Here is a 13,303-nt window from a genome sequence, read left to right on the forward strand (position 1 = left end):
ACTGATATTCAATTATTTAGATCAATATTTTATCTTCCTGAAAGCCGCTATATCTTAAAAAATAATAATTAATATTATTATAAATTATAATATCATTGATTTAATCCTAATTATCGTACCTCTTATTCAAATATTTCTATTTTTAGACCCTTCTATTTGATGTTTTAAATTTCGGACCTACTTTTATTTAAGAAATTTAAAAATCAAACGCTATGAAGAAAATATCTTTTCAGGACTATCTCCCCTTCATTTTCCTTGCGCTCATCGCAATAGTTGGAATTTTTATGCCTGCCCTCCCAAGTTTTGCTGATGCCAGCAAATATAATTCCGCTGATATCGCCTGGATTCTTGTAGCATCGTCCCTGGTATTTTTGATGACTCCCGGTTTGTCCTTCTTTTATGGAGGCATGGTAAATAAGAAGAACGTGATTTCTACCATGATGCAAAGTTTCATTGCTACCGGCTTAATCAGCATCGTTTGGTTAGTAGTTGGATTTAGCCTGGCGTTTGGTAAATCTGTTAATGGCATTATTGGAGATCCCAGTACATTCTTTATGTTTCAGAATGTAGGATCAGGAGCTCCATGGAGCCTGGCGCCTACTATTCCGCTGTTATTGTTTGCGCTCTTCCAGATGAAGTTTGCAATCATCACTCCTGCACTGGTAGTTGGAGCAGTAGCGGGAAGGATCCGTTTCACTTCTTATGTATTGTTCATGGTGTTATTCAGTTTGCTGATATATGCACCAATTGCACACTGGACCTGGCATCCGGATGGTATCCTGTTTAAATTAGGTGTTCTGGATTTTGCCGGCGGTACAGTGGTACATATTTCTGCAGGTTGCGCTGCCCTGGCAGGCGCCCTGGTACTGAAAAGAAGAAAGGATCATATCGAAAAGAAAGAATTACAACCTGCAAATATTCCCTTTGTATTACTGGGTACCGGTTTACTCTGGTTCGGCTGGTTCGGTTTCAACGCAGGTTCTGCTTTGAGCGCCAACGCCCTCGCAGCTTCCGCTTTTGCTACTACTAACACAGCTACTGCTGCTGCCGGTTTAGCATGGGTATTCTTCGATGTAATCCGCGGACGCAAACCATCTGCCCTCGGCTTCTGCATCGGTGCGGTAGTTGGTCTGGTGGCTATCACTCCTGCTGCTGGTTTTGTTGCTATCCCGCAAAGTATATTCATCGGTTTCATTGCCTCTATCATTTCTAATATTGCGGTACACTGGAAATCCAAAACCAGCATTGATGATACACTCGATGTATTCCCTTGCCATGGTTTAGGTGGTATGGTAGGTATGCTGCTCACCGGTATCTTCGCTACCAAGGCTGTCAATTCAGCTGGTACTGATGGCTGGCTTTACGGCAACTTCGAACTGTTCAAAAACCAGGTATTGGGTCTGTTACTGGTAGTAGGTTACAGCTTCACTGTATCTTACGGTATCTTCAAACTCATCAACCTGATTCACCCACTGCGCGTATCTGAAGAAGAAGAAGAACTGGGTCTGGATGTTACACAGCACAACGAAAACTATCATCCTTCTATGATCAGTATCTCCGACAACGGTTCACTGAAAGAAGAAGACGAACTGATTCACTCCTGAAAAACAATTCCTTTCAGAGGTATCAAAAATGAGTTACAGTTCTTTGAGTACGATCTTTATCAACTTTATTAAACGCATATACTTTACGTTGTAAGAACCTGGAATGGATAATTGGTAGTTAAACTTGCTGTAAATAAGTGAAACTCGCACCAATCATTGATTACTGATTATCCATTCCTTCTATTTTTCTGAATGTAGCATCAGAAGATACGGTAGCACGCACCCCCGAAACAATCCGTGAGAAAAGGCCGCATTAGTACTTACCATTTTATCAACCAAATTTATAAGTATGAAAAGAATGTTAACGACCTTATTTGCCATGGGCAGCACCCTCGTTGCCATGGCACAATCCACGACAGATAGTACATCTGCTCCCGCGTTTAAATTATCAGGATCTGCAGATGTGTATTATAAATACAATCTCAACGGAAATTATACTGATAATAAAACCAGCTTTACCAACTCCCACAACTCTTTCGAATTGGGAATGGTATCGCTGAAAGTAGAACACGGATTTAAAAATGGTAGCATCGTTGCCGACCTCGGCTTCGGCAAAAGAGCCGGAGAGTTTTCCTATAACGATGTTCCCGGCTCCGCTAATGGCCTGTCAATGGCTATTAAACAATTGTATGTATCTTACCAGGTAGCTGAGAAAGTAAAAATAAGTCTCGGTAGCTTCGCCACCCACATTGGTTACGAACTGGTAGATGCCTACGCCAACAGAAACTATAGCATGAGCTATATGTTCAGCTACGGCCCTTTCTTTAATACAGGTGTGAAGGCAGATATTGCACTCACCTCTTCTTTAAGCGCTATGGTAGGCGTATTTAATCCTACCGATCTGAAATCAGTTACCCTTAACAGCCACAAATATATTGGTGCTCAGCTGGGCTTTGCCCCGGCAGAAACACCCATCAAATTATACCTGAATTACCTGGAAGGAAAAGATACTTTCGGTATCCAGAATCACCAGGTAGACCTGGTAGCCACTTACCAGATCAACACCGTATTCGGTTTGGGATATAACGCTACCTACAGCACCTATACCGACACACGTGCACCTAAAAGCACCCGCGAAAACGCAAAATGGTGGGGCAATGCGCTGTACGTGAACCTCGATTTCACTGACAAGATCGGATTAACAGTTCGTGGAGAATATTTCAGTGATAAAGACGGGCTTAAAGTTTTTGGAGCCGTACCGGATGGAGGTAATGTAGTTGCCGGTACACTCACCTTTAACTATAAGGTAGGAAACCTTACTATTATGCCGGAGTTCAGGCTGGATAAAGCCTCCGCAGATATTTTCAGCAAGTCGGATGGTAAACCTGCTGATATCACATCCAATGTTTTATTAGCCGCCACCTACCACTTCTAAAAGTTGCATTCAAACAGGTGCAGGAGTTTGCCACGGGAAGAGATCGCCTTCCGGCTTACATCCTGCATCTGTTTTTTTAAACCTCTCCAAATGGCCCCTCAAAATTCAAAAAACCATAAATGATTTGTATTATCTTGCTGGGAAAAAGAAGTAATGTTGCAGCCGTCCACGTTAAAATTTCTTAAGTCACTCAGGCTGAATAATAATAAAGTCTGGTTCGATGAACACAAAACCGAGTACATGGCGGCCAAGGCCGATTTTGAAAGCATGGTACAGCAGCTGATAGATGGTTTGGCAAGACAGGATGCCACCATGCAGGGGCTCCAGGTGAAAGACTGTGTGTTTCGTATTTACAAGGATGTCAGATTTTCAAAAGACAAAACTCCCTATAAAACCAATCTCGGTGCTTCTTTTCAGGCAGGTGGCAAAAAATCGGCGTTTGCCGGTTATTATTTTCAACTTGAACCAGGAGGCAATAGTTTTGCCGGCGGCGGTATCTGGATGCCGGCAGCTCCGGAACTGAAAAAGCTCCGCCAGGAAATCGACTATAATTTCCGGGAATTTGAACAAATCATCTCTAATAAAGAATTTATCAAACACTTTGGGAAGGTAGAGGGCGATGCTCTTAAAACAGCTCCGCAGGGATATCAGCCAGATAACCCGGCTATCGCGTATCTAAAACTGAAAAGCGTGATTGTGTCTCACCCGTTTACAGATGAGGCGTGTATACAACCTGCTATGGTAAAGGAAATTCTGAAGACATTTGCACTGATGCAACCCTTATTGCAGTTCATTAACCGCGCCATGGACTAATGTAAAGTAGTTTATTAGTTTATCAGATAGTTAACCTTTTAATAGTTGCCTGTTACTAACATGTAAACAGTGGCTGCAAACATCATTAAAAAAAGTACACCGCAACCAATACCCAGTATCCAAACCAATAGATATGCAAATGGTTCTTTATTCTCTCCTGGTAATTTCATGATAGCGGACTACCTGATAAACTAATAAATACTTCTCCGGCTTAATTCTTGTGAATCAGGAATTCGAACGGCCGCGCTTTGCGATTCTTTAAAAGATTTTCCTTGTCCGTGCGCGCGTGAGCAAAACGTTGATTGTAAACATTGGCCACTTCAATAATCGGTATAATTCCGTCAAGCGTATCCTGCTGATCAACGATGTTCATGATCCTGGATACTTGTGAAGAGAAATTAGTGCTCCACTCTTCGGTGAACTTGTGCATTAACAGAAGCTCTCGATTGGTGTTGGTTTTCATAGGACTTAAGGGTGTTTTCTGATTAGAAAATAACGAAAAATACCGGCATCTCTAAAATTGGACTTCTCTTCTTTTTCAAAGAGTTAAGTTGGCATAGGATTATCACTACCAAAATTGGATTTTATCCCGCACAAATCAATACTACTTCCGTGTAATTTTTAAGGTTTGTGTGTTATGCTTTTGTAACACGCGCAAAAAAGAGCAAGCGGTAAAATGCTTGCTCTTAACGAGTTATAAATATATTTTCGTATAGTCATATACGGGAGGTGCTATTAAGAGTGGTATACTCCTAAATTACATAGCACAACAGTATGATTACAGCCAGTTTTTACCGGTAAGGTATTCTGCTATCTGCACGGCATTGGTAGCAGCCCCCTTGCGAAGGTTGTCTGCTACTATCCACATATTCACTGTTTTAGGCTGTGTTTCATCCCTGCGGATACGGCCCACAAACACTTCGTCCTTATCGTGTGCATCCTTTGGCATTGGGTATAAAGCCTTCGACGGATCGTCTACAACGATTACTCCAGGTGTTTTTTCAAGCAATGCCCTCAGTTCCGCCACATCGTATTCATTTTCAAACTCTATGTTCACCGCTTCACTATGACCACCCATTACCGGAATACGTACAGTCGTAGCCGTTACTAGGATGCTGTCGTCCCTCATAATTTTCTTGGTTTCATTTACCATCTTCATCTCTTCTTTCGTATAGCCGTTATCGAGAAACACGTCTATCTGCGGAATAACATTCAGATCTATCGGGTAAGCATACGCCATTTCACCGGTAATACCTTGTCTTTCATTCATTAACTGCGTCACTGCCTTTACACCGGTGCCGGTTACCGACTGGTAGGTAGATACCACTACCCTTTTGATTTTATATTTTTCGTGCAGGGGTTTCAGTACCAGCACCATCTGAATAGTAGAACAGTTAGGATTGGCAATAATTTTATCTTCCTGCGTAATAGCATCGCCGTTTACTTCCGGCACTACCAGTTTCTTGGTAGGGTCCATTCTCCACGCGCTGGAATTATCAATTACAGTAATGCCTGCCGCTGCAAATTTAGGCGCCCACTCCAGGGAGGTACTGCCACCGGCAGAAAAGATAGCCACATTTGGTTGCATAGAAATCGCCGTATCCGCACTCACCACCTTCCAGGTCTTGCCCTTAAATGTTACTTCCTTACCAACGGACTTCTCAGAAGCCACGGGAATCAATTCAGTAACGGGAAAATTCCTTTCCGTTAACACCTGTAACATTTTTGAGCCTACCAGTCCGGTCGCTCCAACTACGGCAACTTTCATTTTGTTTTACATTTTTAATTTTGGAAGCCCAAAATTAACATATAGCCCCCGCTTTTCATAACATTAAGATTTTTTTTTACCATTTACATGGCATTAACACCAGACGATCAACAGAATGTTAAGTTTGAAAGCTATAAAATAATTATTCATGCGGTTACCCATTGTTTGTTCCTGCCTGCTGCTACTGCAGGCCCTCACCGGTTTTACCCAGGCGCCGGCTATTTATGACGTGATTATCCACGAGGTGATGCCCAAACCCACTCCTGTATTAGGTTTGCCACCGTATGAATACATAGAACTGCGGAATATCAGCACTGCACCTGTGCAACTTAGCAATTGGCGTTTAGCGGTAAATAAGCGGGAAGTGCTGCTGCCAGCGTATTTGCTGCAACCCGACAGTTTGCTGGTGCTATGCGCTCAGGCAGCAGTGAGCAGTTATAACATTCCCAATATCAGGGGAATAGACCGTTTTCCGGCAGTGGCAGACGACAGCGCGCTGATTGTTTTATATGACGCATTCAAAAGGGTGATACATGCGGTAGATTATCATCAAGGATGGTACGCAGGCGGAAAGGCCGGCAAGGGCGGAATCAGCCTGGAAATGATCAATACGGCATTTCCTTGCAGTGGAAAAGCAAACTGGATGGCCAGTACTGCCTCTGCCGGTGGCACGCCCGGCTCCGTAAATGCTGCGGCCGCGAACACCCCGGATCTTTCCAAACCAGACCTGCTGTTTGCTGCCATTGCAGATAGCATGCGGGTGTTGTTACAGTTCAGTAAAACGCTGGATAGTGTGCTGGCAGCAGATCCTGCGCGTTATCAGATTACTGGCGGAATACACATAACGGCCTGCCGGGTACAGCCTCCGCTGTTTAACAGTGTGGAACTGCAACTGGATGCTGTTATCCGGCCAGAGGAGGTATATACTATTAATACCAGCGGACTGGCAGATTGCAATGGGGCTACCAGCAGTATCTACAACAGTGCAACACTTGGCATATCACAACCACCGGCTGGCAACGACGTATTAATTAATGAAGTATTGTTTTACCCGCCCACCGGTATCCCCGAATTTATTGAACTATATAACGCGAGCCGTAAAGTGGTGAACTTAAATGAGCTACGCCTTTGCGCACGTACCGCCGGTGGCGGATTAAGTACTTTTAAAAAGATAACCACCAGCGGCCGTCTGCTGATGCCCGGGCACCTGCTGGCATTTACCACCAACAAGAATTTGCTTTGCAGTTATTATAACTGCCGGTCGCAGGAAAATATCCAGGAAGTAAGCAGCCTGCCCTCCATGCCGCTGGACGGTGGGGATGTTGTGCTGCTGCGGGCCGATAGTATGGTTATTGATGAATTGCCATATACCAGCGGACAACACTTTCCGCTGGCCAGTGAGTTGCAGGGTATTTCGCTGGAGCGGCTGGCGTACCAGCTTCCCGCTTCTGATGCGGCCAACTGGCACTCTGCCGCTGCTACAGCAGGATACGCCACCCCGGGATGGCCCAATTCCCAGCGCCGGGGCAATGCAGACGATTCGCTAAATATTGCATTGTTGCCGGAAGTGTTTTCACCTGATCACGACGGAACAACGGATGTAACACAGCTTTCCTGGCAACTGCCCGGCCCGGGCTTCATGGGTAATGTTACCGTATATGATTTGCAGGGCAAACCGGTGAGATACCTGGCCCACAATATTTTGATGGGAAATACCGGATATTTGCCGTGGGATGGAATTGGTGAAAATGCAGTAGTTTTACCGTCAGGGATTTATATATTTTTTATAGAGATATTTAATCTTCAGGGCTACGTAAAACGCTGTAAACGCACGGTGGTCATGGCACGAAAGTTGAATTGACGCACGCCCCCGTTGCCCGCTTTTTGCAAGCTAAAAATAGCCGCGGGCAATCTATTATAATTATTTATATTTGCGCTTCCTAAAAATTTGAACATGCAGTACAGAGAAATTGTTGCAGTAACCGGATTGGGCGGTTTGTTTCAGTTAGTAGCCAGTAAACAAGATGGCGCCATCGTAAGGTCACTGGAAGATAAAAGTACAAGGTTTGTATCTTCCCGCGTGCATAATTTTACTCCACTGGAAAGTATTGAAGTATTCACTACCGGCGAAAACGTAAACCTGGCTGAGGTATTCAAGGCCATGGAGGAAAAGGCAGCGGCACACCCGCCTGTAGCCGGTAAAGCAGACAACAATGCTATCAAAGCTTATTTCAAAAGCGTATTCCCTGAATTCGATGAAGACAGAGTGTATGTGAGTGATATGAAGAAGATGGTAAAATGGTTTGGTATCCTCAAAGCAAACGATCTGTTGAAATTTGATGAGATCCTCGCCGAAGGTGAAGGAGAAGTGGAAGAAGTGGCAGTAGAAGAAACCGCTGCTCCGGAGAAAAAGAAGAAAGCAGCTCCTGAAGCTTCTGAAGAAGCAGCTACAGAAGAAAAGCCTAAGAAGCCACGCGCTAAAAAGGCCGCTGAAAAAGAAGAAGGCGAAACAGGCGCTGAAGAAAAAGCACCTAAGAAAGCCAAAGCTAAGAAAGATGACGCACCGGCTGCAGAAGGTGAAGAGCCTAAAAAAGCTGCTAAGCCACGCAAGAAGAAAACAGAAGAATAGTAAGGATCCGGGCGGTTTGATGATCAAAACAATCATCTGCCGGCAAAATATTTCAGGCTTCTATTTACAGAGATCATTTTCTGTAAATAGAAGCCTGAATCGTTTTAGCCTTCCGATATTTAACGATTCTTTTAGCCGGAAACACCGGGCATTAGCGTAAAATTGCCTAAATTTCTACATCCGAAAAATTTAAAAATAGCAGATAGCATGGATAAACTAAGTGCAGATATAAAGAAACTACCGCGTACATTTCTTCCGGAAGATTTTAAAGTAACCACCTGGGATACCCTGCAGCCTTACTTTGAAGCGCTGAAGGAAAGAAAAATCAACAGTGTGCACGACCTGGAAAAATGGCTGAAAGACATGAGTGAACTGGAAGCAGTGATCAGTGAAGACGCTTGCTGGCGCCAGATCCGCATGACCTGCGATATCACCGATAAATCGCTCGAAGAAGCCTTTGCCTACTTCTGTATGGAAATTCAGCCCAAACTGCAACCCTATGCAGATGCGCTCAATAAAAAACTGCTGGAAAGTCCGTTTGTAAAGGGATTAGACCCCGACCTGTATAAAACCTATCTCCGCAATGTAGAGAAACAGGTGAAACTGTTCCGGGAGGAAAACATTCCTATCCAGGCGGAACTGAGCGTAATGGCGCAACAGTACGGTGTTATTGCAGGTAAAATGACCATCAAAGTAAAAGACCAGGAATATACCCTGCAACAGGCTGCTAAATTCCTGGAAAACAGCGACCGCTCCCTGCGGGAAGAAGTGTTCACCAAAACCGGCGCCCGCCGCCTGGAAGACAGGAAAGCACTGGATGACCTGTACACCGGATTGATTTTAAAACGCGACCAGGTAGCAAAGAATGCCGGCTTCGCAAATTACCGTGATTATAAATTCGAAGAACTCGGTCGCTTCGACTATACAAAAGAAGATGCCTTCCAGTTTCATGAAGCCATTAAAGCGCACATTGTTCCGCTGGTACAACAGATCCTGGAAAAGCAAAAAGCCAAACTGCAGCTGGACACCCTGCGCCCGTGGGACACAGAGGCAGAACCAGTGGGCGTGAAGCCACTGGAGCCATTCCATACAGGTGAAGAGCTGGTGAATAAAGCCATTGCTACTTTTGATGAACTGGGCCCCTTCTTTGGCAATTGCCTCCGGGTAATGAAACAAATGGGGCGCTTCGACCTGGAAAGCCGCAACGGTAAAGCGCCGGGAGGCTATAACTGCCCGCTGGCAGAAACAGGCGTGCCTTTCATTTTTATGAATGCCGCCGGCCAAATGAAAGATCTTACCACCATGGTACACGAAGGTGGGCATGCGGTACACTCTTTCCTCAGTCATCACCTCGCACTCAGCGCCTTCAAGGAATACCCAATGGAGATTGCGGAAGTAGCGAGCATGAGCATGGAATTATTTACCATGGACTACTGGAACATTTTCTTTGATGATGAAACACAGCTCCGCCGTGCACGCTTGCAGCAATTGGAAAGAGCCATCACCATTTTTCCGTGGATTGCCACCATCGATAAGTTCCAGCACTGGATCTACGAACATCCGCAGCACACTACAGAAGAACGAACCGCCAAATGGCTCGAAATACTGAATGAGTTCTCCCCTGCTGTGGTTGACTGGAGTGGTCATGAAGATTACCGCGCCATCACCTGGCAAAAGCAACTCCACCTGTTTGAAGTACCTTTCTATTATATTGAATACGGTATTGCACAGCTAGGCGCTATTGCCATGTGGAAGCAATTCAAGGAAAACAAAACCCAGGCGCTGAATAATTACGTACAGGCGTTAAGTTTAGGTAATACCAAAACGTTGCCTGAGTTGTATAAAGCCGCAGGAATTAAATTTGATTTTTCTCCGGCCTATGTGAAGGAGCTGGCCGATTTTGTGAAAGCGGAGATAGAAAAGATATAGTAAGGATGCCTTTGTTAACGTTCCGCGTAGCGGCATTAACAAAGGCATTTTTTTATTTACAGGATTTACAAACCCCACTCACCACTACTTCCACATTATGCGCTGCATAACCTTTGGGAAGCTGTATCTGCGGCACATCAGTTTCATCTAAACAAATCGTATTGCCGCATTCTTCGCACTTGAAATGAATATGATGATCGTGATGATGGTGCTCTGAACACTCCGACTTACATAAAGCGTAGCGTACAGATGTATCTGTAGTGGGTATTTTATGAATGATTCCTTTGTCGAGGAATGTTTGTAAAGTACGGTATACGGTTACACGGTCGAACGACTGACCGGCCAGCTTTTCAAAATCGCTATGTTCCAGCGCACCGTTGCTTTTCATGAACAGTTCCAGGATCCTTGTCCGGGTTTCTGTTACACTCAGCTTGCTTTCGCGCAGTATACTGCCAATTCGTTCTGTTATTTGTTGTTTGGTGCCCATGATGAAAAAAAACTTTATTCTTCCATTAAACGGTCTATGTCTTCAATCAATTTATCTACATCCTGTTTTTTTGTGCCTTCATACAAACCGCGGATTTGTCCTGTTTTATCGACCAACGCGAACCACTGGGTATGTACAAAGTCTTCTTCCCCGGTATATACGCCATCGTCTACCAGGTAGCCCTGCCTGGCCAACCGGTAAAGCTGTTTCTTATCGCCGGTGAGGAACCACCAGTTTTTGGAATCAGCGCCATGTTTGGCGGCATATGCCTTTAGTACCGGTACGCTGTCGTGTTCGGGATCTACCGTATGCGAAAGGATCAGGAAGTTGGGATTGTCTTTATACTTCGCATATACCCTATCCATGTTGGCATTCATCTTCGGACAAATACCGGTGCAGGTGGTAAAAAAGAACTCAGATACATAGATCTTGCCTTCAACATCTGCCTTCGCTTTTGTGCGGCCATCCTGGTCGGTAAAGGAAAAGCCGGGGATGGTATGTCCCGGCGCGCCCAGGTGAGGCAATTTATCTTTTCCAAAGAAGGTGCCTGTTTCTCCCTTAATAATATAACCCGCATAGGTCAGGAAGCCTGCGCTCAACAACACAAAAAATGAAATCAGTATAATTGCTTTCTTCGACATAGGTATGATTCCTTGTTTTATTCGATATACAAAGGTAGCACATAGTTAACAGATGCCCATCAGTACCGCCCATCTCTTATTTTTTTAACACGCCTGCAACATTTTATAGTTGAAAAAATAAATTATCTGAAGATAAGAGATATTTTAATTTGCAACATTGTTGCAAATTTACGTAGTTTTGTTCGGATAGAAAAATGGGAACATGGAAGTGAATATTTTAAAGAAGATGAGTTTGGACACTATTGGAATAGGGGCATCCCTGTTGTGCGCCGTGCACTGTGCCTTACTCCCCTTGCTGCTCACGGTATTACCATTGATAGGATCGCATGTACTGGAAAATGAAATGCTGGAGTATGGCTTGTTGTCTTTCTCCTTTGGCGTGGGTTGTTTATCGCTGGGGCGCGGGTATTTCAGACTTCACCGGCGCATAGCGCCGCTGCTGATCTTCACCGCGGGATTTGCCTTGTTAGTGGGAGGGCACTTCGGGGTGGCCGGCGGGTTCTGGACACCCGCTATCATCTTTGCCGGCGCGGCGGGAGTAACGACTGCGCATATATTAAACCTGAAGCGTTGTAAGCAATGCGTCAATGGGAAACACGGGGTTCATAATCACCTGGGGCCATCATCCGGTAAACAGCATTTGACAGCAGAAGGATTATAACAATTTGATTGTAAAACAGCAGGGTCGTATCACCCGGGGCTTATAAACAGTGCCACAACTAAAATACACAGTCCTATAGCAATATAACTTATCACACATGGAAAAATTACCTGTTACGGTGTTGAGTGGTTTTCTCGGCGCGGGGAAAACTACGCTGCTTAATCACGTGCTGCACAACCGCGAAAATCTTCGAGTAGCCGTTATTGTTAACGACATGAGCGAAGTGAATATCGACGCGCAACTGGTGAAGAATGAAAATACGCTGCACAAAACGGAAGAACGCCTGGTGGAAATGAGCAACGGCTGCATTTGTTGCACTTTGAGGGAAGACCTGCTGAAGGAAGTAGCTGCACTGGCCGCCGAGAAACGGTTTGATTACCTGCTGATAGAATCTACCGGGATCTCGGAACCAATACCTGTGGCGCAAACTTTTTGCTACCAGGATGAAGCCAACAACATTGACCTTACTACGGTAAGCCAGCTGGATACAATGGTGACGGTAGTGGATGCGTATAATTTTATCGGCGACTACAGCAGCATGTCGTTACTGCAGGACAGAAGCTTAACGGATGATGCGGCTGACCGGCGCACTATTGTGAACCTGCTGACCGACCAGGTGGAGTTTGCCAATGTGATTGTGTTGAATAAATGCGACCTGGTAACAAAAGACCAACTGGGCAACCTGAAAGCCGTACTGCGTAAACTAAATGCCACTGCCCGCATCGTGGAATCAATCAAAGGCCAGGTGCCGTTGAATGAAATACTGCACACCGGTCTTTTTGACTTTGACACCACTTCCCAAAGTGCCGGTTGGCAGGCCGAACTGGAAAATGAGCATACCCCTGAAACGGAAGAATACGGCATCTCTTCTTTTGTATACCGCAGCCGCAAACCCTTTCACCCGGAACGCTTCTGGCAGTATATCAATGAACGCTGGCCTGGTAATATTATCCGCAGTAAAGGATTGTTTTGGCTGGCTTCGCGGCCGGATATAGCGGTGAACTGGAGCCAGGCCGGCGGATCACTGCGCGCAGAAAAGGCGGGCTACTGGTGGTGTGCCATTCCCCGGGGGCAATGGCAAATGGATCCCGAAACCTATGAACTCATCACCAACCGCTGGGATACCCGCTTTGCAGACAGGTATAATGAACTGGTAATCATAGGCCAGGGGCTGGATACGCATGATATCATCATTGATCTCGACAGCTGCCTGTGCACAGAATCCGAGATTACAAATTTCCGGGATGGTCATCTTTTTAAAGATCCTTTTCCTGATATTTAGACTAATCTAAAAAATAATTAAGACAAGTATAAAAATAGAAGATAGTTTTGTTGAAAATTAAATTGGAAGTGTGATCCATTGTTACTATCCGTGAAAACACTATACTAAAGTTTA

At 44.9% G+C, this 13,303-nt stretch carries 12 protein-coding genes; 8 read left to right on the top strand and 4 right to left on the bottom strand.

The window, feature by feature from the left end; genetic code table 11:
- The first annotated feature begins 212 nt into the window (after positions 1-212).
- From QFZ51_RS04500 to QFZ51_RS04510, 3 genes are all read left to right on the top strand, one after another.
- Positions 213-1,604: an ammonium transporter gene (locus tag QFZ51_RS04500; RefSeq protein ID WP_429043616.1), complete on the top strand. Its 1,392-nt coding sequence runs from the start codon at positions 213-215 to the stop codon at positions 1,602-1,604.
- 289 nt (positions 1,605-1,893) lie between these two features.
- Positions 1,894-2,979: a porin gene (locus tag QFZ51_RS04505; RefSeq protein WP_429043619.1), complete on the top strand. Its 1,086-nt coding sequence runs from the start codon at positions 1,894-1,896 to the stop codon at positions 2,977-2,979.
- A gap of 153 nt (positions 2,980-3,132) precedes the next feature.
- A complete protein-coding gene (locus tag QFZ51_RS04510; RefSeq protein WP_429043622.1) occupies positions 3,133-3,792 on the top strand; it encodes a DUF2461 domain-containing protein in 660 nt (219 codons plus the stop codon).
- A 211-nt stretch (positions 3,793-4,003) separates the two neighbouring features.
- On the opposite strand, the gene QFZ51_RS04515 is transcribed toward QFZ51_RS04510, so the two are convergent.
- A complete protein-coding gene (locus QFZ51_RS04515) occupies positions 4,004-4,255 on the bottom strand; it encodes a hypothetical protein (protein WP_079471700.1) in 252 nt (83 codons plus the stop codon).
- A 315-nt stretch (positions 4,256-4,570) separates the two neighbouring features.
- Positions 4,571-5,560, bottom strand: coding sequence for an aspartate-semialdehyde dehydrogenase (locus QFZ51_RS04520; protein WP_370909102.1), 990 nt, complete (start codon positions 5,558-5,560; stop codon positions 4,571-4,573).
- 148 nt (positions 5,561-5,708) lie between these two features.
- Between QFZ51_RS04520 and QFZ51_RS04525 the strand changes: the two genes are divergently transcribed.
- The 3 genes from QFZ51_RS04525 to QFZ51_RS04535 all read left to right on the top strand — a co-directional run bounded on the left by QFZ51_RS04525 (position 5,709) and on the right by QFZ51_RS04535 (position 10,118).
- Positions 5,709-7,421: a lamin tail domain-containing protein gene (locus tag QFZ51_RS04525; RefSeq protein ID WP_429043625.1), complete on the top strand. Its 1,713-nt coding sequence runs from the start codon at positions 5,709-5,711 to the stop codon at positions 7,419-7,421.
- 93 nt (positions 7,422-7,514) lie between these two features.
- The gene (locus tag QFZ51_RS04530) at positions 7,515-8,189 is read left to right on the top strand and encodes a DUF5606 family protein (protein WP_370909104.1); all 675 of its coding nucleotides are present in this window, start codon (positions 7,515-7,517) and stop codon (positions 8,187-8,189) included.
- Positions 8,190-8,396: 207 nt separating this feature from the next.
- The gene (locus QFZ51_RS04535; protein ID WP_429043628.1) at positions 8,397-10,118 is read left to right on the top strand and encodes a M3 family oligoendopeptidase; all 1,722 of its coding nucleotides are present in this window, start codon (positions 8,397-8,399) and stop codon (positions 10,116-10,118) included.
- A gap of 52 nt (positions 10,119-10,170) precedes the next feature.
- Here the strand turns inward: QFZ51_RS04535 and QFZ51_RS04540 are convergent, their stop codons facing one another.
- Together QFZ51_RS04540 and QFZ51_RS04545 are read right to left on the bottom strand one after the other, a co-directional pair.
- Positions 10,171-10,605, bottom strand: coding sequence for a Fur family transcriptional regulator (locus QFZ51_RS04540; RefSeq protein ID WP_079471705.1), 435 nt, complete (start codon positions 10,603-10,605; stop codon positions 10,171-10,173).
- Between the two features lie 14 nt (positions 10,606-10,619).
- A complete protein-coding gene (locus QFZ51_RS04545; RefSeq protein ID WP_429043631.1) occupies positions 10,620-11,246 on the bottom strand; it encodes an SCO family protein in 627 nt (208 codons plus the stop codon).
- Positions 11,247-11,448: 202 nt separating this feature from the next.
- Between QFZ51_RS04545 and QFZ51_RS04550 the strand changes: the two genes are divergently transcribed.
- Positions 11,449-11,907: a MerC domain-containing protein gene (locus QFZ51_RS04550; protein WP_429043634.1), complete on the top strand. Its 459-nt coding sequence runs from the start codon at positions 11,449-11,451 to the stop codon at positions 11,905-11,907.
- A gap of 97 nt (positions 11,908-12,004) precedes the next feature.
- Positions 12,005-13,189 carry a GTP-binding protein gene (locus QFZ51_RS04555; RefSeq protein WP_429043637.1) on the top strand — a complete coding sequence of 395 codons (1,185 nt, stop codon included), beginning with the start codon at positions 12,005-12,007 and terminating at the stop codon, positions 13,187-13,189.
- The last annotated feature ends 114 nt before the right edge of the window (positions 13,190-13,303 follow it).

It is taken from the genome of Chitinophaga sp. W3I9 (genome assembly GCF_050434025.1).
Taxonomy (GTDB): Bacteria; Bacteroidota; Bacteroidia; order Chitinophagales; family Chitinophagaceae; genus Chitinophaga.

What these genes read in the sequence shown, in the direction of transcription:
- QFZ51_RS04500 (WP_429043616.1), top strand. Translation starts at nt 213, where the DNA reads ATGAAGAAAATATCTTTTCAGGACTATCTCCCCTTCATTTTCCTTGCG.
- QFZ51_RS04505 (WP_429043619.1), top strand. Translation starts at nt 1,894, where the DNA reads ATGAAAAGAATGTTAACGACCTTATTTGCCATGGGCAGCACCCTCGTT.
- QFZ51_RS04510 (WP_429043622.1), top strand. Translation starts at nt 3,133, where the DNA reads ATGTTGCAGCCGTCCACGTTAAAATTTCTTAAGTCACTCAGGCTGAAT.
- QFZ51_RS04515 (WP_079471700.1), bottom strand. Translation starts at nt 4,255, where the DNA reads ATGAAAACCAACACCAATCGAGAGCTTCTGTTAATGCACAAGTTCACC.
- QFZ51_RS04520 (WP_370909102.1), bottom strand. Translation starts at nt 5,560, where the DNA reads ATGAAAGTTGCCGTAGTTGGAGCGACCGGACTGGTAGGCTCAAAAATG.
- QFZ51_RS04525 (WP_429043625.1), top strand. Translation starts at nt 5,709, where the DNA reads ATGCGGTTACCCATTGTTTGTTCCTGCCTGCTGCTACTGCAGGCCCTC.
- QFZ51_RS04530 (WP_370909104.1), top strand. Translation starts at nt 7,515, where the DNA reads ATGCAGTACAGAGAAATTGTTGCAGTAACCGGATTGGGCGGTTTGTTT.
- QFZ51_RS04535 (WP_429043628.1), top strand. Translation starts at nt 8,397, where the DNA reads ATGGATAAACTAAGTGCAGATATAAAGAAACTACCGCGTACATTTCTT.
- QFZ51_RS04540 (WP_079471705.1), bottom strand. Translation starts at nt 10,605, where the DNA reads ATGGGCACCAAACAACAAATAACAGAACGAATTGGCAGTATACTGCGC.
- QFZ51_RS04545 (WP_429043631.1), bottom strand. Translation starts at nt 11,246, where the DNA reads ATGTCGAAGAAAGCAATTATACTGATTTCATTTTTTGTGTTGTTGAGC.
- QFZ51_RS04550 (WP_429043634.1), top strand. Translation starts at nt 11,449, where the DNA reads ATGGAAGTGAATATTTTAAAGAAGATGAGTTTGGACACTATTGGAATA.
- QFZ51_RS04555 (WP_429043637.1), top strand. Translation starts at nt 12,005, where the DNA reads ATGGAAAAATTACCTGTTACGGTGTTGAGTGGTTTTCTCGGCGCGGGG.